This window comes from Pseudomonas sp. MIL19 (assembly GCF_028680365.1).
GTDB classification, from domain to species: Bacteria; Pseudomonadota; Gammaproteobacteria; order Pseudomonadales; family Pseudomonadaceae; genus Aquipseudomonas; species Aquipseudomonas spirodelae.
This window is the reverse complement of sequence record NZ_JAPPVG010000002.1, coordinates 129139-150488: the sequence shown is the minus strand read 5'-3', so window position 1 is coordinate 150488 and position 21350 is coordinate 129139. Positions and strand designations below refer to the sequence as shown.

The 21350-nt window shown below is 61.7% G+C and carries 18 protein-coding genes; 10 read left to right on the top strand and 8 right to left on the bottom strand.

The window, feature by feature from the left end; all coding sequences use genetic code 11:
- The first annotated feature begins 82 nt into the window (after positions 1-82).
- From exaC to N1078_RS02415, 9 genes are all read left to right on the top strand, one after another.
- The gene (gene exaC, locus N1078_RS02455) at positions 83-1603 is read left to right on the top strand and encodes an acetaldehyde dehydrogenase ExaC (protein ID WP_274086619.1); all 1521 of its coding nucleotides are present in this window, start codon (positions 83-85) and stop codon (positions 1601-1603) included.
- Positions 1604-1951: 348 nt separating this feature from the next.
- A complete protein-coding gene (gene pqqA, locus N1078_RS02450) occupies positions 1952-2023 on the top strand; it encodes a pyrroloquinoline quinone precursor peptide PqqA (RefSeq protein WP_003243383.1) in 72 nt (23 codons plus the stop codon).
- Positions 2024-2094: 71 nt separating this feature from the next.
- Positions 2095-3009: a pyrroloquinoline quinone biosynthesis protein PqqB gene (gene pqqB / locus N1078_RS02445; protein ID WP_274086618.1), complete on the top strand. Its 915-nt coding sequence runs from the start codon at positions 2095-2097 to the stop codon at positions 3007-3009.
- 77 nt (positions 3010-3086) lie between these two features.
- Positions 3087-3839: a pyrroloquinoline-quinone synthase PqqC gene (gene pqqC, locus N1078_RS02440; protein WP_274086617.1), complete on the top strand. Its 753-nt coding sequence runs from the start codon at positions 3087-3089 to the stop codon at positions 3837-3839.
- The gene (gene pqqD / locus N1078_RS02435; protein ID WP_274086616.1) at positions 3836-4114 is read left to right on the top strand and encodes a pyrroloquinoline quinone biosynthesis peptide chaperone PqqD; all 279 of its coding nucleotides are present in this window, start codon (positions 3836-3838) and stop codon (positions 4112-4114) included. The genes pqqC and pqqD overlap by 4 nt, the downstream gene beginning before the upstream one ends.
- Positions 4086-5240, top strand: coding sequence for a pyrroloquinoline quinone biosynthesis protein PqqE (gene pqqE, locus N1078_RS02430; protein WP_274086615.1), 1155 nt, complete (start codon positions 4086-4088; stop codon positions 5238-5240). The genes pqqD and pqqE overlap by 29 nt, the downstream gene beginning before the upstream one ends.
- A gap of 7 nt (positions 5241-5247) precedes the next feature.
- The gene (locus N1078_RS02425; RefSeq protein WP_274086614.1) at positions 5248-7113 is read left to right on the top strand and encodes an alpha/beta hydrolase family protein; all 1866 of its coding nucleotides are present in this window, start codon (positions 5248-5250) and stop codon (positions 7111-7113) included.
- Positions 7114-7204: 91 nt separating this feature from the next.
- Entirely contained in the window at positions 7205-8368 is a 1164-nt protein-coding gene (gene ercA, locus N1078_RS02420) for an alcohol dehydrogenase-like regulatory protein ErcA (protein ID WP_274086613.1), read from the top strand.
- Entirely contained in the window at positions 8352-10115 is a 1764-nt protein-coding gene (locus N1078_RS02415) for a PAS domain-containing hybrid sensor histidine kinase/response regulator (RefSeq protein WP_274086612.1), read from the top strand. Before ercA ends, N1078_RS02415 begins: the two co-directional genes overlap by 17 nt.
- Before the next feature lie 32 nt (positions 10116-10147).
- Here N1078_RS02415 and N1078_RS02410 read toward each other — a convergent pair whose 3' ends face one another.
- Both N1078_RS02410 and N1078_RS02405 read right to left on the bottom strand, forming a co-directional pair.
- Entirely contained in the window at positions 10148-10495 is a 348-nt protein-coding gene (locus N1078_RS02410; RefSeq protein ID WP_274086611.1) for an MmcQ/YjbR family DNA-binding protein, read from the bottom strand.
- Between the two features lie 5 nt (positions 10496-10500).
- On the bottom strand, positions 10501-10779 hold the full coding sequence (locus tag N1078_RS02405) for a peptidylprolyl isomerase (RefSeq protein ID WP_090253882.1): 279 nt from the start codon (positions 10777-10779) through the stop codon (positions 10501-10503).
- Between the two features lie 142 nt (positions 10780-10921).
- Here N1078_RS02405 and N1078_RS02400 point away from each other — a divergent pair, with 142 nt between their 5' ends.
- Complete coding sequence (locus N1078_RS02400; protein ID WP_274086610.1) at positions 10922-12136, top strand: PilT/PilU family type 4a pilus ATPase; 1215 nt, start codon at positions 10922-10924, stop codon at positions 12134-12136.
- 252 nt (positions 12137-12388) lie between these two features.
- On the opposite strand, the gene N1078_RS02395 is transcribed toward N1078_RS02400, so the two are convergent.
- From N1078_RS02395 to N1078_RS02370, 6 genes are all read right to left on the bottom strand, one after another.
- Positions 12389-13363, bottom strand: coding sequence for a tetratricopeptide repeat protein (locus N1078_RS02395; RefSeq protein WP_274086609.1), 975 nt, complete (start codon positions 13361-13363; stop codon positions 12389-12391).
- 279 nt (positions 13364-13642) lie between these two features.
- Positions 13643-15598: an acetoacetate--CoA ligase gene (locus tag N1078_RS02390; protein ID WP_274086608.1), complete on the bottom strand. Its 1956-nt coding sequence runs from the start codon at positions 15596-15598 to the stop codon at positions 13643-13645.
- A 216-nt stretch (positions 15599-15814) separates the two neighbouring features.
- Positions 15815-16717, bottom strand: a complete 903-nt coding sequence (locus N1078_RS02385; RefSeq protein ID WP_274086607.1) for a hydroxymethylglutaryl-CoA lyase — start codon at positions 16715-16717, stop codon at positions 15815-15817.
- 169 nt (positions 16718-16886) lie between these two features.
- Positions 16887-18848 (bottom strand): acetyl/propionyl/methylcrotonyl-CoA carboxylase subunit alpha, encoded by a 1962-nt coding sequence (locus N1078_RS02380; protein WP_274086606.1) that lies wholly within the window; start codon positions 18846-18848, stop codon positions 16887-16889.
- Positions 18845-19645 (bottom strand): gamma-carboxygeranoyl-CoA hydratase, encoded by an 801-nt coding sequence (locus N1078_RS02375; protein WP_274086605.1) that lies wholly within the window; start codon positions 19643-19645, stop codon positions 18845-18847. The genes N1078_RS02380 and N1078_RS02375 overlap by 4 nt, the downstream gene beginning before the upstream one ends.
- An 81-nt stretch (positions 19646-19726) precedes the next feature.
- The gene (locus N1078_RS02370; protein WP_274086604.1) at positions 19727-21334 is read right to left on the bottom strand and encodes a carboxyl transferase domain-containing protein; all 1608 of its coding nucleotides are present in this window, start codon (positions 21332-21334) and stop codon (positions 19727-19729) included.
- Positions 21335-21350 lie beyond the last annotated feature (16 nt).

Below are 21350 nucleotides of genomic sequence, written 5' to 3'. Positions count from 1 at the left end.
GAGCAAGGCGCTTCATAAGATCGAACCATGACCTGCTCCACGTCCCAGGGGGCAGGCTCCGCCAACAAGAGAGGTTAATCCCATGCTTTACGCCAAACCCGGTACGCCAGGCGCTGTCATCACCCTCAAACCGCGCTACGGCAACTACATCAATGGTGAGTTTGTCGCCCCGCTGAGTGGTCAGTACTTCACTAACACCAGCCCGGTGGATGGTTCGGTGATCGGTGAGTTCCCCCGTTCCGACGCCGCCGATATCAACAAGGCGCTGGATGCTGCTCACGCCGCTGCCGATGCCTGGGGCAAGACCTCGGTGCAGGAGCGTTCGCACATTCTGCTGAAGATTGCCGACCGCATCGAAGCCAACCTTGAACTGCTGGCTGTGGCCGAGACCTGGGATAACGGCAAGGCCGTGCGCGAAACCCTCAACGCCGACGTGCCGCTGGCTGCTGACCACTTCCGCTACTACGCCGGGTGCATCCGCGCGCAGGAAGGCAGCACCGCCGAGATCAATGAAGGCACCGTGGCCTACCACTTCCATGAACCGCTGGGCGTGGTCGGGCAGATCATCCCGTGGAACTTCCCGCTGCTGATGGGGGCCTGGAAACTCGCACCGGCTCTGGCCGCTGGCAACGCCATCGTGCTCAAACCGGCCGAGCAGACGCCGCTGTCGATCACCGTGCTGATGGAGCTGATTGGCGACCTGCTGCCGCCGGGTGTGCTCAACGTCGTCCAGGGCTTCGGCCGTGAAGCCGGTGAAGCACTGGCCACCAGTAAACGCATTGCCAAGATTGCCTTCACCGGATCGACTCCAGTGGGCTCGCATATCCTCAAGTGTGCCGCCGAAAACATCATCCCGAGCACCGTCGAACTGGGCGGCAAATCGCCGAACATTTTCTTCGCCGACATCATGAATGCCGAGCCGGCGTTTATCGAGAAGGCCGCTGAAGGCCTGGTGCTGGGCTTCTTCAACCAGGGCGAGGTGTGCACCTGTCCGGCGCGTGCGCTGGTGCAGGAATCGATCTATGAGTCGTTCATGGTCGAGGTCATGAAAAAGATCAAGCAGATCAAGCGTGGTGATCCGCTGGACACCGACACCATGGTCGGCGCCCAGGCCTCGCAGCAGCAGTTCGACAAGATCCTCAGTTACCTGGAGATCGCCCAGCAGGAAGGCGCCCAGGTGCTCACCGGTGGCGGCGTGGAGAAACTCGAAGGCAACCTGGCCAACGGTTACTACATCCAGCCGACCCTGCTCAAGGGCACCAACCAGATGCGCGTGTTCCAGGAAGAAATCTTTGGCCCGGTGATCGGCGTGACCACCTTCAAGGACGAAGCCGAAGCGCTGGCGATTGCCAACGACACCGAGTTCGGCCTGGGCGCAGGCGTGTGGAGCCGCGACATCAACGTCGCCTACCGCATGGGTCGGGCAATCAAGGCCGGTCGCGTATGGACCAACTGCTACCACCTGTACCCGGCGCACGCCGCGTTCGGTGGCTACAAGAAGTCTGGCGTTGGCCGCGAAACCCACAAGATGATGCTCGACCACTATCAGCAGACCAAGAACCTCTTGATCAGCTACGACATCAACCCGCTGGGCCTCTTCTAACTCGTGTAACCCCGGCGTATCCGCTCCAGTGCGCCGGGCTCCTTCCTGCGATTCGCCGGTCGGCGAGATCTGTTTGTGGTCTGGGCAGATAACTGCTGCAGCAGGTCACTATCGCAACGCGGCTTCGGCCGCGTTTTTTTATTGGCTGCTGTCAGCGGCAGCGTGTTGCATCTGTTGCTGCATAGTCAGCGTGAGGCTGCCGGACAAAGCAGGTGGTGTCGCGCGCACCCTGCAAACACTACCAATGCCAGCAGAAATTCATCCCAAAGTACCATTTGGCTGCTGTCGGTCGGGGCGCTTAATGAAGGGGCCGGAATTCGCCGGCGTCGATAAGAAGAGGACCGCGCCATGTGGACTAAACCCGCCTACACCGACCTGCGTATTGGTTTCGAAGTGACCATGTACTTCGCCAATCGTTGAGCCGTTTTTGCCCCGGCATTGCCGGGGCATCCCAATAGGCATGCCCATTGGCATCGCAATCGGAAGCGTCCATGTATATCAAGATTCTTGGCTCCGCCGCTGGCGGTGGTTTCCCCCAGTGGAACTGCAACTGCCGTAACTGCCGTGGCATGCGCACGGGCAGCGTGCGGGCGCAGCCGCGTACACAGTCTTCGATTGCCCTGAGTGACAATGGCCAGGACTGGATCCTGTGCAACGCCTCACCGGACATTCGCGTACAGATCGAAGCCTTTCCTGCGCTCAACCCGGCACGTCGGCTGCGCGACAGCGCCATCGCCGGGATCATCCTGCTTGACAGCCAGATTGACCACACCACCGGCCTGCTGACCCTGCGCGAAGGCTGTCCGCACCAAGTCTGGTGCAGCGAGATGGTGCATCAGGACCTGACCAGCGGCTTTCCCCTGTTCAACATGCTCAGCCACTGGAATGGCGGCTTGCAGCACAACCTGATTGCCCTCGATGGTGAGCCGTTCAGCATTGCGGCCTGTGCCAACTTGTCGATCACGGCCGTGCCGTTGCGCAGCAGCGCACCGCCGTATTCACCGCACCGTGGCAACCCGCATCCGGGCGACAACATTGGTTTGTTTGTCGAGGATCGCCGCACCGGCGGCACGCTGTTCTATGCCCCCGGTCTGGGTCAGGTCGATGAACCATTGCTGGCCTGGATGCGCCGCGCCGACTGCCTGCTGGTGGACGGCACACTGTGGCGCGATGACGAAATGCGCGTGTGCGAAGTGGGCGACAAGCTCGGCAGCGAGATGGGCCACCTGTGCCAGAGCGGTCCGGGCGGCATGATCGAGGTGCTCGATGGCCTGCCATCTGCACGCAAGATCCTTATTCATATCAACAACACCAATCCGATTCTCGACCTGGATTCGCCTGAGCGCGCCGAACTTGACGCGCACGGTATCGAGGTCGCGTTCGATGGCATGAGCATCGTTTTGTAGGGAGCCCAGGCCATGCACACCTCAAAGAATACTGGTGCGCACGGCACACCCTACGGCAACGCGTATTGGAGATACTGATGAGCCAACCCGCCATGAGCCCTGCCGAGTTCGAGCAGGCCTTGCGCGCCAAGGGCGCGTACTACCACATTCACCACCCGTTTCATCAGGCGATGTATGCCGGCCACGCCAGCCGTGAGCAGATTCAAGGGTGGGTGGCCAATCGCTTCTACTATCAACTGAACATCCCGCTCAAGGATGCGGCGATCCTGGCCAACTGCGCCGATCGCGACACGCGCCGTGAATGGCTGCAACGCATTCTTGACCACGACGGTGCGCAGGGCGAGGAGGGTGGGATCGAAGCCTGGCTGCGCCTGGCCGAAGCCGTGGGCCTTGAGCGCGAGCAGGTGCTGTCGCAAGAGCTGGTGCTGCCCGGCGTACGCTTTGCTGTGGATGCCTACGTCAATTTCGCCCGCCGCGCGTCCTGGCAGGAAGCCGCCAGCAGCTCGCTGACCGAACTGTTCGCTCCGCAAATCCACCAGTCACGTCTGGACAGCTGGCCGCAGCATTACCCCTGGATCGATGCCGAGGGCTACAGTTACTTCCGCTCGCGCCTACAGCAGGCACGCCGCGATGTTGAGCACGGCCTGCGCATCACCTTGCAGCATTACGTCACGTGGGAGGCCCAGCAGCGCATGCTGGAAATCCTGCAATTCAAGCTGGATGTGCTGTGGAGCATGCTCGACGCCATGAGCATGGCCTATCAGCTGGAACGTCCGCCGTATCACAGCGTGACCTGTGAGCGCGTCTGGCACCGAGGACTTGCCCTATGAACCCGTTGACTATCGACCAGGTGCCCAAGCTGCGCCGCGGTTTCCGCCTGCAGTGGGAACCCGCTCAGGATTGCCATGTGCTGCTCTACCCGGAAGGCATGATCAAGCTCAATGACAGCGCCGGGGCCATCCTCAAACAGGTCAATGGCGACCACAGTGTGGGGCAGATTATTGCCAGCCTGAGCGCGCAGTTTCCCGATGTGCCGGGCCTCGACGAAGACATCCTCGCCTTTATGGAGGTCGCCAATGCTCAGTTCTGGATTGAGCTTCGCTAAGCCGGGGCACGAGGCTGGACCACCGTTGTGGTTATTGGCCGAGCTGACCTACCGTTGCCCACTGCAGTGCCCGTACTGCTCCAACCCGCTGGACTTCGCCCAGCAGGGGGCCGAGTTGAGCACCGCCGAGTGGATCGATGTATTTCGTCAGGCCCGCGAACTGGGCGCGGCGCAACTGGGGTTTTCTGGCGGTGAGCCACTGGTGCGCCAAGACCTGGCCGAGCTGATTAAGGCGGCGCGTGACCTGGGCTATTACACCAACCTGATCACCTCCGGCATCGGTTTGACCGAAGAACGTATCGCCAGCTTCAGCGAGGCGGGGCTGGACCATATTCAGATCAGCTTTCAGGCCGCCGATGAAGAGGTGAACAACCTGCTGGCGGGTTCGAAAAAGGCCTTCGCCCATAAACTGGCCATGGCACGCGCGGTCAAGGCGCATGGCTACCCGATGGTGCTGAACTTCGTCACCCATCGGCACAATATCGACAACATCGAGCGGATCATCGAGCTGTGTCTGGAGCTGGAAGCGGACTTCGTCGAGTTGGCCACCTGCCAGTTCTACGGCTGGGCTGAGCTGAATCGCGCCGGGTTGCTACCGACCCGTGCGCAGCTTGAACGCGCCGAACGCATCACCCAGCAGTGGCGCGACAAACTGGCGGCCGAGAATCACCCCTGCAAACTGATTTTCGTCACCCCGGACTATTACGAAGAGCGGCCCAAGGGCTGCATGAATGGTTGGGGCAACCTGTTCCTCGACATCACCCCGGATGGCACCGCCTTGCCGTGCCACAGCGCGCGGCAACTGCCGGTGCAGTTTCCCAATGTACGCGAGCAGAGCATTGAACAGATCTGGCGTCACTCCTTCGGCTTCAACCGTTTTCGCGGTGATGACTGGATGCCTGAACCCTGCCGCTCCTGCGATGAGAAGCACAAGGACTTTGGCGGCTGTCGTTGCCAAGCCTTTATGCTCACCGGCGATGCCAGTAATGCCGACCCTGTGTGTAGCAAATCGGCCCATCACGGCATCATCCTCGCGGCGCGGGCAGAGGCCGAGCAGGCACCCGGTGCGTTGGAAAACCTGCAGTTTCGCAACGAAAAGGCCTCCAAGCTGATCTGTAAGGTGTGACGCGCCGATGACGCCACGCACCGCCGACTATGGCCAATGGTCCAGCGCCTGGGGCAGCGCCCAGGCCGCCAGTGCCAGCCGCGATTTTGCCGAACTGCGCACGGGGCTGGGCGGCGTGGTGTGGTCCGAGTTCGATCCGGCGGATGCCTGCACCCGCTTGTGGCACTGGATGCCCAGCGGCTTGCGCTGCCTGACGGTCACGGGCTGGTCCGTGCGTAGCCGGGTGTACGAGTACGGCGGCGGCGCCTTCTGCCTCGGTGAAGATGGCCTGGCATGGGTTTGCGAGGCGGACCAGCAACTCTACTGGCAAGACCTGCACGGGCAGCCGCAGGCACTCACCGCACGCAGCGACTGCCGCTACGGCGACCTGTGTTATGACCCTGTACTCTTCGCCGTGCTCGCCGTGGAGGAGCAGCACACGGCATCAGGCGTGGTGCACCGCCTGGTGGCGATCGGTCGCGATGATGGCGTGCGTCAGGTGATCAGTGAAGGTTGTGATTTCTACGCGGCGCCCACCCTCTGCAACGACGCTCAGCGCCTGGCCTGGATCGAATGGGACCGACCGCAGCAGCCTTGGTTGGCCACGCGTTTGTGCGTGAGCCAGCGCACGGCGCAGGGCGGCTGGTCGCCAAGGCAGGTGGTGGCTGGGCAGGGGATGGATCAGTCGATCCAGCAACCGAGCTTTGATCAACATAACCGTTTGCTGGCCTTGAGTGATCGTCAGGGTTACTGGCAGCCTTGGCGTGAAGGCGAGGGCGGCATGCAGCCACTCAACTGCCGCGCGGCGGATCATGCCGCTGCGCCCTGGCAGCTGGGGGCGCGCAATTACCTGACGCTGTCGGGGGAGCGTTTATTGCTCAGCGGCTTTGATCGTGGGTTTGCCTGGCTGGCTGAGCGTGACCCCGTCAGCGGCCATGAGCAGCGCCTGGCGCCCGACTACAGCCGCTTTCGTCAGTTGGCGGCGGATCAGCAGTATTTCTACGTGATCGCCGCTGCACCGCAGCACGGCAGTGTGGTGCTGGCCATTGATCGGATCAGTCATGCCTGTCAGGTGCTGGCGGGAAGCCCGTGCGCTTTGCCGGCCGAGGCGGTTTCCTTGCCGCAGCGCTTGTTGTTTCTCAGCGGTGCAGGAGAAAGTTGCCACGGTTTTTTCTACCCGCCGCATAACCCGGTATTTCAGGCACCTGCTGGACAGAAACCGCCGCTGCTGGTGTTTCTGCACGGTGGGCCAACGTCGGCCTGTTATCCGGTGTTTGATCCGCGCATCCAGTTCTGGACCCAGCGCGGCTTTGCCGTGGTCGACCTCAATTATCGCGGCAGCAGTGGCTATGGCCGTGCCTATCGCTTGCGCTTGCAGGGCGGCTGGGGCGAGGTGGAGGTCGAGGATGCCGTGGCGGCCGTGCAGCACTTGGCTGAGCGTGGGCTGGTTGATGCTGATCGGGTGTTTATTCGCGGTGCCAGCGCCGGCGGTTATACCGCTCTGTGTGCGTTGGCTTTTACCCAGGTATTTCGCGCGGGAGCGAGCCTGTATGGCGTCAGCGATCCGCTGGCGCTGCGGCGTGTCACCCACAAGTTTGAGGCCGACTACCTGGACTGGCTGATTGGTGATCCGCAACGCGATGCCGCACGTTATCAAGCGCGCACGCCGCTGCTGCATGCCGAGCGCATCCAGGCGCCGCTGATTTTCTTTCAGGGCGCGCTGGATAACGTCGTGGTGCCCGAGCAGACCGCGCAGATGGTCGCCGCCTTGCAGCTTCGTGGCGTTGAGGTGGAGTGTCGCGTTTATGCAAACGAGCGTCATGGTTTTCGCCAGGCGGAAAATCTGGCCGATGCGCTAGACGCTGAGCTGGCTTTCTATCGTCGCCTGCTGTGAGTGGCGCCTGCTGCCATGGTGCAATTGCATAAAGCCGGGAATGCAGTAGGCTGGCGGACGATTTTTGATAACAACAAGAACAGGCCGTTGTATGAGCTACACCCTCAGTCAGTTACGTAAATTCGTTTCACCAGAAATCATTTTTGGTGCGGGCTGCCGCCACAATGTTGGCAACTACGCCAGTACCTTTGGCGCCCGCAAAGTGCTGGTAGTGTCCGACCCCGGCGTGGTTGCCGCTGGTTGGGTTGCCGATGTTGAAGCCAGCCTGCAGGCGCAGAACATCGACTACTGCCTCTACACCCAGGTTTCGCCCAACCCACGGGTGGAAGAGGTGATGCACGGCGCGGAAATCTACCGCGCCAACAACTGCAACGTAATCGTTGCCATCGGTGGCGGCAGCCCGATGGATTGCGCTAAGGGCATCGGCATCGTGGTCGCCCACGGGCGCAGCATTATCGAGTTCGAGGGCGTGGACACCATTCGCGTGCCGAGCCCGCCGCTGATCCTGATCCCGACCACCGCCGGTACTTCAGCGGATGTTTCGCAGTTTGTGATCATCTCCAACCAGACCGAGCGGATGAAGTTCTCCATCGTCAGCAAGGCTGTGGTGCCGGATGTATCCCTGATCGACCCGGAAACCACCCTGAGCATGGATCCGTTCCTGTCGGCCTGTACCGGCATTGATGCGCTGGTGCATGCCATCGAGGCTTTTGTCTCCACTGGCAGCGGCCCGCTGACGGATACCCATGCCCTTGAGGCGATGCGCCTGATCAACGGCAACCTGGTGCAGATGATTGCCACACCACATGACATCGCCCTGCGCGAGAAAATCATGCTGGGCAGCATGCAGGCTGGGTTGGCGTTCTCCAATGCGATTCTCGGTGCGGTGCATGCCATGAGCCACAGCCTGGGCGGGTTTCTCGACTTGCCCCATGGGATGTGCAATGCGGCGCTGGTCGAGCACGTGGTGGCGTTCAACTACAACTCGGCCCCTGAGCGCTTTCGCATGGTGGCCGAGACCCTGGGCATTGATGCGCGCGGCCTCAACCATAATCAGGTGCGCCAGCGCTTGGTGGAGCATTTGGTTACCTTCAAGAAGTCGGTCGGCTTCCACGACACCCTCAAGTTGCATGGGGTGAGCGTCTCAGACATTCCCTTTCTCTCGCAGCATGCCATGGAGGACCCGTGCATTCTGACCAACCCTCGCGAGTCCAGTCAGCGTGATGTCGAGGTCGTCTATGCCGAGGCGCTCTGACCCGTCGCAGAGCCAGAGTGAGGCCCTCGCCGGGCTGCTGGGGCTGGGCAGTCACTCCGCCCGCAAGAGCCACTACCCAGAGCTGTTGGCGCGGCTGGAGGAGTTGGAAACCGAGCGCAATCGCTACAAATGGTTGTTTGAGCATGCGGTACACGGGATTTTCCAAGCCAGCCTGCAGGACGGCCTGCTGGCTGCTAACCCGGCGCTGGCGCGCATGCTCGGTTATGACGACCCGGAGCAGGTGCTGTGGTCGCTGACTGGCTTGGCCAACTACCTGTTCGTGGGAGGTGCCACTGAACTGGAGCATATCCGTGATGTGCTGGCCCTTGAGCCCGGCTTGTTTGGCTACGAAACACAATTGCGTCGACGCGACGGCAAGGTCATCGATGTGTTGATGAACCTGCTGCTCAAGCCTGATGAAAATGGCCTGTTCGAAGGCTTTGTGGCCGATATCACCGAGCGCAAGCAAGCCCAGCAACGCCTGCAGCAGCTCAATGATCAACTGGAACAGCGGGTGAGTGCGCGCACCGGCGAACTGCAAGAAGCCAACCGCAACCTGTTGCAACAGATCGGTGAGCGCAAACGCATCGAGACGGCCCTGCGTGATGCACGCGATGCCGCCGAAGAGGCCAATCGCAGTAAGGATAAGTACCTGGCTACTGCCAGCCATGACCTGTTGCAACCCCTGAACGCTGCGCGTTTATTGATCTCGACCTTGCGCGAGCGCCGCTTGCCGGCCAGCGAGCAGAATCTGGTGGAGCGTACCCACCAGGCCCTCGAAGGGGCGGAAGATCTGCTGACCGATTTGCTGGATATCGCGCGGCTGGATCAGGCCGCGATCAAGCCCGACCTGGAGGTTTACAGCCTGGATGAGCTGCTCGCTCCGCTGGCCTCGGAGTTTCAGCCGGTCGCCGCCGTTGCGGGGTTGGCGCTGCGGGTGCGCATCAGTGGCTATCAGGTAAATACCGATTTACGCCTGCTCACGCGCATTTTGCGCAATTTTCTCAGCAACGCCTGCCGCTATACCGAGCAGGGCGGAATTTTCCTGGGGGCGCGCAAGCGTGGCGCGTTTGTCGAGTTGCAGGTGTGGGACAGCGGCAGCGGGATTGCTGATGACCAGCTCGACAGCATCTTTCTTGAGTTCAATCAGTTGAATGTCGGGCGAGCGCAAGAGCGCAAAGGCGTAGGTTTGGGCCTGGCGATTGTTGAGCGGATTGCACGCATCCTCGGCTATCCGATCAAGGTACGTTCGCAGCCAGGGCGTGGTTCGGTATTCAGCATCCGCGTACCGCTGGCTAGCACCGCGCAACAACGCACGGCCGTGCTGCCGACATTGTCACGGCCGCGGCTGGGGGATCCACTGCCGGGGCGGCGTTTGCTGGTACTGGATAACGAACTGAGCATTCTGCACAGCATGTCGGCGCTGCTTGAACAGTGGGGCTGTGAAGTACTGACTGCCACTGACCAGGCTGGCGCGCTGCAGGTGCTGGGCGCGCATGCACCGGAGCTGATCTTAGCCGACTTCCACCTCGATCACGGTGTCGTAGGTAGTCAGGTGGTTCAGCACATGCGCGAGTACTTTGGCTTGAATATTCCGGCAGTGATCATCACCGCCGATCGCAGCGATCAGTGCCGCCGCGAGTTGCAGGCCATGGGCGTGCCACTGCTGAATAAGCCGGTCAAACCCGGCAAGCTGCGTGCGGTGTTAAGCCAGATTCTGCAGGACGCGCCCACTCCTATTGCTTAGGCGTTGCTGGAGAGGGGGCTGCGAAATGCAGGCTAAAGCAGAAGACCCAGCTGCAAACGCTTGGGCAATTTTGCCACCACCAGTTGATGGGAGCGTGTCAGCAACGCGTGCAGCTCACCCTCACTCAGCGGGTAGGGCGCAGCCATGCTGATCCAGTGTGCGCGGGCCAGATAGGGCGCAGGGCGAAAGCCCGGGCGGTCGCAGTAACCGAGGAACAGGTCGTCATCCACTTTGCAGGCCAGGCCAGCGTGCCCGCCTAGGTGAAACAGGGCGAACATTTTGCTCTCAGCCACCGAAAATACCCGCACGCCACCCCATTTGATGTCCTCACTGGCACCGGGCAGGCTCAGGCAAAATGCGGCGATCTGTTCGGCAGTCATGTGGCTCACTCGCGGTAGAAAACCTGCACCAGATGATAGCCAAACTGGCTTTTCACCGGGCCGTGTACTTCACGCACTGGCTTTTTGAAGATCACCTGATCGATGGCGCGCACCATCTGCCCGGGGCGCACTTCACCCAGGTCGCCGCCTTTCTTGCCGGAAGGGCAGGTTGAGTATTTGCGCGCCAGCACATCGAACGCTTCGCCAGCGGCTATGCGTTTTTTCAGTGCGGCAGCTTCTGCTTCGGTTTTCACCAGAATGTGGCGGGCCATTGCCTTTGCCATGACGGGCTCCTCATTTTTAAGTGGGCGTATTGTGCCAGTATTTCAACCGCTTAGCGCTTGGGCCGGGCAGGTGCGGATAATTCCCGGAGCGCTGCACAGTCTTGGCCTAACGTAATACCTCTCACCTTCGGAATAAGTCGCTATGGACCTCAATGCAATGCTCAAAGTCCTGTCCAGCCAGGACGGGTCCGACCTTTACCTTTCTACCGGGGCACCGCCCTGTGCCAAGTTCAACGGCGTGCTCAAGGCGCTCAGTGCCGAGCCGCTAAAGGCCGGTGAGGTGGCTGACATCGCCGCCTCGGTGATGGATAGCGCGCAGCGCGAGGAGTTCGAGCGTGAGCTGGAAATGAACCTGGCCATCTCGATTGCCAGCGTCGGGCGCTTTCGCATCAATATCTTCAAGCAGCGTAACGAAGTGTCGATTGTCGCGCGCAATATCAAGATGGATATCCCGCGCTTTGAAGACCTCAAACTGCCGGAAGTGCTGCTCAAGACCGTGATGGAAAAACGCGGGCTGGTGTTGTTTGTCGGTGGCACCGGCTCGGGCAAGTCGACCTCCCTGGCGGCGCTGATTGACTACCGCAACCGCAATAGCGGCGGCCATATCATCACCATCGAAGACCCAGTGGAGTACGTGCACAAGCACAAGAAATCGATCATCAATCAGCGTGAGGTGGGGGTGGATACCCGCAGCTTCCATGCCGCGCTGAAAAATACCCTGCGTCAGGCGCCGGACGTGATTCTGATCGGTGAGATTCGTGACCGCGAGACCATGGAGCATGCGCTGGCCTTTGCCGACACCGGCCACTTGGCGATCTCGACCTTGCACGCCAACAACGCCAACCAGGCGCTGGACCGCATCATCAACTTCTTCCCCGAAGACCGCCGGCCGCAGTTGCTCAACGACCTGGGCAATAACCTCAAGGCCTTCGTTTCCCAGCGTCTGGTGAAAACCACCGATGGCAAACGCCGCGCTGCGGTCGAGGTGCTGCTCGGCACGCCGACCATCCGCGACCTGATCAAACGCAACGAGTTTTCCGAAATCAAGGAGATCATGGAGAAGTCGAAGAACCTCGGCATGCAGACCTTCGATCAGGCGCTGATCGATTTGGTCAATGACGGCTCCATCGACGAAGAAGAAGCCGTGAAAAACGCCGATTCGGCGAACAACGTACGGCTCAAGCTCAAACTCTATCGCGACAATCCATCCACGCCGACTCCAGTACCGGCGGCACCCGCTGCCGTTGTGACCGCGCCGGCCAAGGTCGCCGCCACCGGCGATTGGGGCTTGGAACTGAAGCTCGAAGAGCTGGAGACAGACGAGCAGGCGGAAGACCCGGGCCGCCAAGGAATTTGAGCGAAGGCCAGGCCCGGATCAGCGCAAGGCAATCCGGGCTAGCGCTTGGCCACAGCCTTATATGCCCTTACAGGACGCTTTTCGCGCCCGCTGTCATCACATCAAAAGAAACCGAAGAGCTGCCTTTGAGCGCAGGTAGTCCGCGACAACGAACTGGATTCCATTGCATACCGATGTTGCTCCGCGGGGGCAGGTCTAGCCCATCATCCACATCGCCGCAGGTGGCCGCTAGCCCCAGGCGAGCGCGGCGGTTCATTCGCCCTGGCGGCGTATGTCCAGGCGCAAGCTGTGGATCAGTGCTTTGCCTGCGACGAGCTGCAATGTGGCGTTTTCATGGATTTCCAATACCTGGGTAGCGCCGGGTGCTTGCAGGTGCTCGGTGATGGTCGAGAAGGCCATGATGCGCCCTTCGGCCGTCAACAGCTCCGGCTCCGAGCGCTGAGACTCGTAGCCTTCTACGCGGTCGAAGGTGGCCTGCCAGAGCGCCGCCAGTTGCGCTTTGCTGAGGCTGTCCCAGGCGCCGCCGGGCAGGCGCACGCGGATCTGCGCCTGGGGGCTGAGCCCGCTGACGATGCCCTGGGCATCTCGTCGTTGTGCGGCGCTGTCGGCAGCCGCCAGGGTGTCGAGTACGGCGGCGCGTTGTGCCGCGCTGGGTGTCGTGCCGCCTGGGTTGTGGCCTTCGATGCGGCTGAGAAACTGCGTGGCGGCCGGATTATCGCCTTGCCGGGCGGCGGTGCGAATCCAGCTCAGGCCGGCCAGCCGGTTGCCTTGCGCGTAGAGGTTTTTACCCAGCGCCCATTGTGCGGAGCTGTTATCCAATTCGGCCGCGCGCTGGTACCACTCGGCAGCCTTGGCCGCATCCGGCGGGACGCCCAAGCCTTCGGCATAGGCCCGGCCGACCTCGTACATGCCGATGGCATCGCCTGTATCCGCCGCGCGTCGATACCAGCGCAACGCCGTCTCATGGTTTTGTGGCACCGCCAGGCCCGCCGCGTGCATATTGCCGACATTCAGCATGCCTTGCCGGTTGCCGGCTTCGGCCAGCGTCAGGTAACGGCTGTAGGCTTCGTCGAAGTCCCCCATTTTGTATACCGCATAGGCTTCCAGCACCTGGATCATTTCGCGGGCGATTTGCTCTTGCGGGGCCCCTGCGGCGGGGTTCGAGCAGCACAGCGCGATGGCCAGGCCAGCCGCATATTGACGGTAAGAAGCGGGGGCGTGAAGCATGGTCGGTTACCTTCTGTGGTGTCTACGCGTGGTGGCGCAGTAGAGAATCCACGCTAGCAACGGCTTGTCGGCGCGTCTGTGCTGCAAAGGTGCCGAGTCAGTACGACCAAGGTTTTAGGGCGCTTTGGCGAGCGCGACCTTTATGCGCTCGCCAAGCAGGTCAGCGTGGGGGGGCGAAGGTCAACGCGTCGACAGTGATGTCTGCGAGGTCCGTCGGGGGCGTTGTTGAGCCGAATACGCGGTTTATTCGGCTCAGCTCAACGTGTGCTCAGTTGCTGGCTAGGCTTTGAGCTGTGGCAGGTCGCGGTACAACTCCAGCGCCAGTGGGTTGGCCAGGGCGTCGGTGTTTTTCACCGGTTTGCCGTGCACCACATTGCGCACCGCCAGCTCGACTATCTTGCCGCTGATGGTGCGCGGGATGTCGGCCACGGCGATGATCTTCGCTGGCACATGGCGCGGTGTGGTGTTGGCGCGGATTACCTGGCGAATCTGCGCTTGCAGGGCATCGTCAAGTTGTACGCCTTCACGCAGACGGACAAACAGCACCACGCGCACGTCGTCGTCCCACTCCTGGCCGATGGCGATGGATTCCAGCACGGCTTCGACCTTTTCCACCTGGCGGTAGATCTCGGCGGTGCCGATCCGCACGCCACCGGGATTCAGCACTGCATCGGAGCGGCCATGGATCACCAGCCCGCCGTGCTCGGTAATCTCGGCGTAGTCGCCGTGGGCCCAGATACCGGGGAAGGTGTCGAAGTAGGCCGCCTGGAACTTGCTGCCATCGGCGTCCTTCCAGAAGCCAATCGGCATGCACGGGAAGTGCTGCGCGCAAGCCAGCTCGCCTTTTTCGCCTGTCACCGGCTGGCCGGCGTCATTCCACACTTGCACGTCCATGCCTAAACCCTTGCACTGCAATTCGCCGCGCCACACCGGCAGCACCGGGTTGCCCAGGGCAAAGCAGGAGACGATATCGGTGCCGCCGGAGATCGAGGACAGGCAGATATCGGCTTTGATCTCGCGGTAGACGTACTCGAAGCTCTCATGGGACAGCGGCGAGCCGGTCGAGAGAATCGCCTTAAGCCGTTGCAGTCTGTGCGTGCTGCCCGGCTTGGCACCGGCTTTTTCCAGGGCGGCGAGGAACTTGGCGCTGGTGCCGAAGAGGCTGATGTTTTCCGCATCGATCAGGTCGATCAGACGCTCGGCTCCAGGGTGGAACGGTGAGCCGTCGAACAGCACCAGGGTCGCACCCAAGGCCAGGCCCGAGACCAGCCAGTTCCACATCATCCAGCCGCAGGTGGTGTAGTAGAACAGCGTGTCATCGGCCTGCAGATCGGTGTGCAAGCCGAGTTCCTTGACGTGCTGCAGCAGGGTGCCGCCGGCGCCATGCACGATGCACTTGGGCACGCCGGTGGTGCCGCTGGAGTAGAGGATATACAGCGGGTGATCGAACGGAACCTGGGTGAATTCGGGTTCGCCGCCGGCCTGGTAGAAGTCCTGCCACAGCGCCACCTTGGCCGCCGAGTGGAAGTCGGCGGCTTTGGCCTGGGTATTGGAGTAGGGCACTACAATCAGCTGCTCAAGCGAAGGCAGGCGTTCGAGGATTTCATTGAGCTTGGCGGTCAGATCGAGATTTTTGCCGGCGTAGCGGTATCCGGCTGCGGCGATCAGCACTTTGGGCTCGATCTGGCCGAAACGGTCGATGACACCCTGGGTGCCGAAGTCCGGCGAGCAACTCGACCAGGTGGCGCCCAGGCTGGTGCAGGCGAGCATGCCGACCAGGGTTTGCCAGGTGTTAGGCATAAAGGCGGCCACCCGGTCGCCGATCCCCACGCCAGCTTCACGCAGGCTGCGCTGCAAGCCGGCAACATGGGCGGCCAGCTCGGCATAGCTCAGTTGCTCGCGCAAGCCGTATTCGCCAATGGCGATCAGGGCTGGGTGATTATCACGGCGGCGCAGCAGGTGTTCGGCAAAATTCAGCGTTGCGCCAGGGAACCAGTGCGCACTGGGCATGGCCCGGCCTTCTTGCAGTACAGCCTGCGGCTCGGCGCTAAAACGGATATCGAAGAACTTGACCACTGCCTGCCAGAAGGCTTCACGCTGCGCCACGCTCCAGGCGTGCAGGGCGGGGTAGTCGGCCAGTTGCAGGCTGTGACGCTGATTGACGAAGCGGCGAAAGCTGTCCATTCGTGTCGCCGCAATACGTTCGGCAGAAGGCGTCCACAGGGGCTGTTGCATCGTGCTTCCTCATCATTCTTGTTATGCCGACAATGATGCTCGGCTGGTGCGGCAAGCCTACTGACTGATGGCGGGCTTGCGTCGAGCAGTTGCGGCGCCGTTTTGATCAGTCTCAGCTGTAGCTGTAGTCACTTTGCACCGCCCTCAGGCAAAAGGCCGTTAGCCTGAGGCGTGTGCTTTACAGTGCGTAAACAAAACCTTACGCACGGCCTGCCGCTAGGCATTGGCCAGCTTGGCCCGTGCCACCCGCGAGCCGTTGGGCTTGTCCAGCACTGCGCAAATACGCTGGCCGGCGGCGATCAGTCGGCCCATGTCGATGCCGGTTTCAATACCCAAGCCCTGGAGCAGGTACAGCACGTCTTCGGTCGCGACATTGCCGGTGGCGCCTTTGGCGTACGGGCAACCGCCGAGACCCGCGACCGAGCTGTCGAACACGCTGATGCCTTCCAGCAGGCTGGCGTAGATATTCGCCAGCGCCTGGCCGTAGGTGTCGTGGAAGTGCCCGGCTAATTTGTCTCTGGGAATATCGCGACCAACGACCTCGAACAGCTTGCGGGTGTCGCCAGCAGTGCCTGCCCCGATGGTGTCACCCAGGGAAACCTCATAGCAGCCCATGGCGTACAGCTCACGGGCCACGCTGGCGACCTGCTCGGGCGGTACAAAGCCGTCATACGGGCAGCCCAACACGCAGGACACATAACCGCGCACGCGGATGCCATGCTGTTTGGCGGCGTCCATTACCGGCACGAAACGCTCCAGGCTCTCGTTGACTGAGCAGTTGATATTCTTCTGCGAGAAGGCTTCCGAGGCTGCGGCAAATACTGCGACTTCGCGTACACCCGCTTGCAGCGCACCTTCAAAGCCCTTCAGATTGGGGGCAAGGGCGGCGTAGGTGATGCCCGGCAGTTGCTGAATCTGCGCAAATACCTCGGCGCTGCCGGCCATCTGTGGCACCCACTTGGGCGAAACGAAGCTGCCCACCTCGATATAGCTGAGGCCTGCGGCCGACAAGTCATCGACCAGGCGCACCTTGTCGGCCACGCTGATCGGCTGTTTTTCATTCTGCAAACCGTCGCGCGGGCCGACTTCGACCAGGCGCACCTGTTTGGGTAGGTTCATGCATCTTCTCCGTAGGGTGGATGGCGCTTTTCCATCCACCATGACCCTTCGCCGTGTATTTTCAGGTGGACATAAACAGCGATGTCCGCCCTACATGCCATGCTCTGTAGGGTGGATGGCGCTTTTTCCATTCACCCATTTGGATGAACACGCTGCGGGGGTTTCAACCCTACGCGTTGGCTTCTTCCAGTTCCACCAACACGGTGCCTTCACTCACCATCTCACCCTCGCCGCAATACAGTGCCTTGACCGTACCGGCATGCGCTGCGCGGATGCTGTGTTCCATTTTCATTGCCTCCAGCACCACCAGGGCAGTGCCGGCCTCGACCCGCTGGCCGGCCTCGACCAGCACGCGCACGATGCTGCCGTTCATCGGTGCCGTCAGGGCGCCGTGATGCTGATGGCTGGCTTCGACTTCGGCAATCGGGTCGACACGCTGGATGCTGCGCAGCTCGCCGGCATAGTGCAGGTAGAGGGTATCGCTGCGGCGAATCGCCAGATGTTGTTGGCGCAGGCCGTCGCGCTCTACCGACAACGTTTCGCCTTGCAACTGTAGGGTGGACGTCGCTGTGTGGCGCAGACGGATTACCTGGCACTCGCTCTGGCAGGCCAAGTGCACGTCAGCTTCGGCCGGTAAACCCAGGCGCAAGCCATGAGTGCGTGACCAGGGGGAGTGGTAGTCGTCGTGGCGCTGCTGCGGCGCTTCGCTCTGCACAAAGGCTTCGGCGGCTAGTTGCCAGAACTCAGCCGGTAATTCGCTTGCCGGTGGTAGGAGCTGTGCTTCATGGCGCGGAATAAAGCCGGTATCCAGCTCGGCATTGGCAAAGGCCGGATGGGCCAGCACACGTTGCAGGAACGCCAGGTTGGTTCTGACGCCGCCCACGCAGGTTTCCTTGAGCATGGCCAGCAGGCGCAGGCGCGCCTCTTCGCGGTTCTCGCCCCAGGCAATCAGCTTGCCGAGCATGGGGTCATAGAAGGGTGAGACTTCATCGCCTTCGCTGACCCCGCTATCAACACGGCGGCCTGGGCCCGCGGCGGCTTCGCGGTACAGCGCCAGGGTGCCGGTGGCAGGCAAGAAGTCGTTGTCCGGGTCTTCCGCGTACAGCCGCACTTCGATGGCGTGACCAATCAGTGGCACCTGTTCCTGAGTAATCGGCAGCGCTTCACCACGGGCCACGCGGATCTGCCAGGCCACTAGGTCCAGGCCGGTAATCAGCTCGGTGACCGGATGCTCGACCTGCAGGCGGGTGTTCATCTCCATAAAGAAGAAGTCGCCGCGCTCATCCAGCAGAAACTCCACGGTACCAGCGCCGACATAGCCGATGGCTTGGGCCGCCTTGACTGCAGCCTCACCCATGGCGCGGCGCAGTTCTGTTGACAGCCCAGGCGCAGGAGCTTCTTCGACGACCTTCTGGTGGCGACGCTGGATCGAGCAGTCGCGCTCATTCAGGTACAGGCAGTTGCCGTGTTGGTCGGCGAACACCTGGATTTCCACATGGCGTGGCTTGAGGACGTATTTCTCCACCAACATGCGCGAGTCGCCGAACGACGATTGCGCTTCGCGCTGGGCGCTGGCCAGGGCTTCGGCCAGTTCGCTTTCACGCTCGACCACTTTCATGCCCTTGCCACCGCCGCCTGCCGCGGCCTTGAGCAGCACTGGGTAGCCGATTGCGTTCGAGGCGGTGCGGAAGGTTTCCACATCCTGCGCTTCGCCGTGATAACCCGGCACCAGCGGCACGCCGGCGGCTTCCATCAGCGCCTTGGCGGCGGACTTGCTGCCCATGGCGTCGATGGCCGAGGCGGGCGGGCCGAGAAAGATCAAGCCAGCGGCTTCGATGGCGCGGGCAAAGCCGGCGTTTTCCGAGAGAAAGCCATAGCCCGGGTGAATCGCCTGAGCGCCGCTGGCCTTGGCCGCCGCAATGATCTTGTCGATCAGCAGGTAGCTGTCCGCCGGCTTGGCACCGCCGAGATTGACCGCCAGATCGGCTTCGCGCACATGCCGCGCGTTGGCGTCGATGGTGCTGTGCACTGCCACGGTCTGGATGCCCATGGCTTTGGCTGTGCGCATTACTCGGCAGGCGATCTCGCCACGGTTTGCCACCAGCAAAGTGTCGATAGGCTTAAGGCTCATGCTTGTGGCTCCTGCCAGGCGGGCTTGCGTTTATCCAGAAAGGCACGCAAACCTTCCTGGCCTTCGGGGCTGACGCGAATACGGGCGATGGCGTTTTCGGTATAGCGGCGCAGGGCCGGAGTCAGCACGCCGCTGCCGACTTCGCGCAGCAGGTCTTTGCTGGCCTGCATGGCCTGTGGACTGTTGAACAGCAGGGTGTTGATCCAGTTTTCTACCTGAGCGTCGAGTTCGGCAACTGGATAGCTCTCGGCAAACAAGCCCAGCTCCTGCGCGCGTTCCCCACTAAAGCGCTCGGCGGTCAGTGCATAGCGCCGCGCCGCACGCTCACCAATCGCCTGCACCACGAAGGGGCTGATGACTGCGGGTGCTAGACCGATGCGAACTTCCGACAGACACAGCTGCGCGTCGCTGGCGCCGATGGTCATGTCGCAACAGCTGATCAAACCCAGCGCTCCGCCAAAAGCCGCACCTTGCACCACGGCCAGGGTCGGGATTTTCAGCTGGTAGAGGTTGTGCATCAGCTCGGCCAACTCGCGCGAGTCGGCCAGGTTGGCGGTGTAGTCCAGGGTCGCCGCGTGCTGCATCCAGGCCAGATCCGCACCGGCGCTGAAGTGCTTGCCGCGTCCGCGCAGCAGCAGAAAGCGCAGGCTTTTATCGGCCATCACCGCGTCGAGGGCGAGGATCAGCTCGCGGATCATCTCGGCGTTAAAGGCGTTGTTCTTATCGGCGCGATTGAGCCAAAGCGTGGCAAAACCACGTGGGTCGGTTTCAAGCTGGATGGTGTTGAAGTCGGTCATCAATCTACCCTCATGTAGGGAGGAAGACGCTTTTTCTTCCACCATCGCCGGTGGATGGGTGAAGCGTCATCCACCCTACGGTCACATACGGAATATGCCGAACTGAGTCGGCTCAATTGGCGCGTTAAGACTGGCGGACAGCGCCAGGCCCAGTACATCGCGGGTTTGCGCCGGGTCGATCACGCCGTCATCCCACAAGCGAGCACTCGAGTAGTAGGGGTGCCCTTGACGCTCGTACTGTTCGAGGATGGGCTGCTTAAGCGCCGCTTCATCCTCGGCGGAGAAACTCTGCCCGGCGCGGGCGGCCTGTTCGTGCTTAACCTGCACCAGCACACCGGCGGCCTGTTCGGCGCCCATCACGCCAATCCGCGCGTTCGGCCACATCCACAGGAAGCGCGGCTCAAAGGCACGGCCACACATGCCGTAGTTGCCGGCGCCGAAGCTACCGCCGATGATCACGGTGAACTTCGGCACCTTGGCGCAGGCCACAGCGTTGACCAACTTGGCGCCATGTTTGGCGATGCCGCCGGCTTCGTACTTCTTCCCGACCATAAAACCCGTGATGTTCTGCAGAAACAGCAGCGGAATACCGCGCTGGCAGGCCAGTTCGATAAAGTGCGCGCCTTTTTGCGCCGACTCGGCAAACAGGATGCCGTTATTGGCGAGGATCGCTACCGGGTAGCCGTGAATATGCGCAAAGCCGCACACCAGCGTCGCGCCAAATAGCGCTTTGAATTCATCAAATACGCTGCCATCGACGGTGCGGGCAATCACTTCACGCACATCGAAGGGTTGTTTGGCGTCCGCCGGAATCACCCCGTATAACTCTTCGCTGCTGTACAGCGGATTGATTGGCGCACGGTTATTCAGCACGCCGAGCTTGCGCCAATTTAGATTGGCAATTGAGCGGCGGGCCAGGGCCAGGGCGTGCTCATCGTTATCGGCGTAATGGTCAGCCACACCACTGGTTTTGCAGTGCACATCGGCGCCGCCAAGGTCTTCAGCACTGACCACCTCACCGGTGGCGGCTTTAACCAGCGGCGGGCCGGCGAGGAAGATGGTCGCCTGGTTGCGCACCATGATCGCTTCGTCAGCCATGGCAGGCACGTAGGCACCGCCGGCGGTGCAGGAGCCCATGACCACGGCGATTTGCGGGATGCCCATGGCCGACATATTGGCCTGGTTGAAGAAGATCCGGCCGAAGTGCTCACGATCCGGGAACACCTCATCCTGACGCGGCAAGTTGGCCCCGCCGGAGTCCACCAGGTAGATGCAGGGCAGGCGGTTCTGTTGGGCGATGGTTTGCGCGCGCAGGTGCTTTTTTACGGTCAGCGGGTAGTAGCTGCCGCCTTTTACCGTGGCGTCGTTGGCCACGATCATGCACTCAACACCTTCGATCCGGCCGATGCCAGCCACCACGCCAGCCGCCGGTACATCTTCACCGTAGACCTCATAGGCAGCCAGCTGGCCGATTTCGAGGAACGGCGAGCCGATATCCAGCAAGCGGTTAATGCGTTCGCGTGGCAGCAACTTGCCGCGCGAGGTGTGACGCTCCTGCGCCTTGGCGCCGCCGCCTTCGTGAATACGGGCGAGCAGGGCGCGCAGGTCGTTTACCTGGGTAAGCATTGCCGCACTATTGGCGGCGAACTCCGGTGAACGGGTGTTGATCTGGGTGTGCAGGATGGCCATTGAGTTGGCTCCGGTG

Excerpts from the sequence above, each read along its gene's own strand:
- N1078_RS02370 (WP_274086604.1), bottom strand. The coding sequence starts at position 21,334 with ATGGCCATCCTGCACACCCAGATCAACACCCGTTCACCGGAGTTCGCC.
- pqqB (WP_274086618.1), top strand. The coding sequence starts at position 2,095 with ATGTATATCAAGATTCTTGGCTCCGCCGCTGGCGGTGGTTTCCCCCAG.
- pqqD (WP_274086616.1), top strand. The coding sequence starts at position 3,836 with ATGAACCCGTTGACTATCGACCAGGTGCCCAAGCTGCGCCGCGGTTTC.
- N1078_RS02410 (WP_274086611.1), bottom strand. The coding sequence starts at position 10,495 with ATGACTGCCGAACAGATCGCCGCATTTTGCCTGAGCCTGCCCGGTGCC.
- N1078_RS02380 (WP_274086606.1), bottom strand. The coding sequence starts at position 18,848 with ATGAGCCTTAAGCCTATCGACACTTTGCTGGTGGCAAACCGTGGCGAG.
- N1078_RS02400 (WP_274086610.1), top strand. The coding sequence starts at position 10,922 with ATGGACCTCAATGCAATGCTCAAAGTCCTGTCCAGCCAGGACGGGTCC.
- N1078_RS02415 (WP_274086612.1), top strand. The coding sequence starts at position 8,352 with ATGCCGAGGCGCTCTGACCCGTCGCAGAGCCAGAGTGAGGCCCTCGCC.
- pqqC (WP_274086617.1), top strand. The coding sequence starts at position 3,087 with ATGAGCCAACCCGCCATGAGCCCTGCCGAGTTCGAGCAGGCCTTGCGC.
- pqqE (WP_274086615.1), top strand. The coding sequence starts at position 4,086 with ATGCTCAGTTCTGGATTGAGCTTCGCTAAGCCGGGGCACGAGGCTGGA.
- N1078_RS02425 (WP_274086614.1), top strand. The coding sequence starts at position 5,248 with ATGACGCCACGCACCGCCGACTATGGCCAATGGTCCAGCGCCTGGGGC.
- N1078_RS02395 (WP_274086609.1), bottom strand. The coding sequence starts at position 13,363 with ATGCTTCACGCCCCCGCTTCTTACCGTCAATATGCGGCTGGCCTGGCC.
- N1078_RS02405 (WP_090253882.1), bottom strand. The coding sequence starts at position 10,779 with ATGGCAAAGGCAATGGCCCGCCACATTCTGGTGAAAACCGAAGCAGAA.
- exaC (WP_274086619.1), top strand. The coding sequence starts at position 83 with ATGCTTTACGCCAAACCCGGTACGCCAGGCGCTGTCATCACCCTCAAA.
- N1078_RS02375 (WP_274086605.1), bottom strand. The coding sequence starts at position 19,645 with ATGACCGACTTCAACACCATCCAGCTTGAAACCGACCCACGTGGTTTT.
- N1078_RS02390 (WP_274086608.1), bottom strand. The coding sequence starts at position 15,598 with ATGCAACAGCCCCTGTGGACGCCTTCTGCCGAACGTATTGCGGCGACA.
- ercA (WP_274086613.1), top strand. The coding sequence starts at position 7,205 with ATGAGCTACACCCTCAGTCAGTTACGTAAATTCGTTTCACCAGAAATC.
- N1078_RS02385 (WP_274086607.1), bottom strand. The coding sequence starts at position 16,717 with ATGAACCTACCCAAACAGGTGCGCCTGGTCGAAGTCGGCCCGCGCGAC.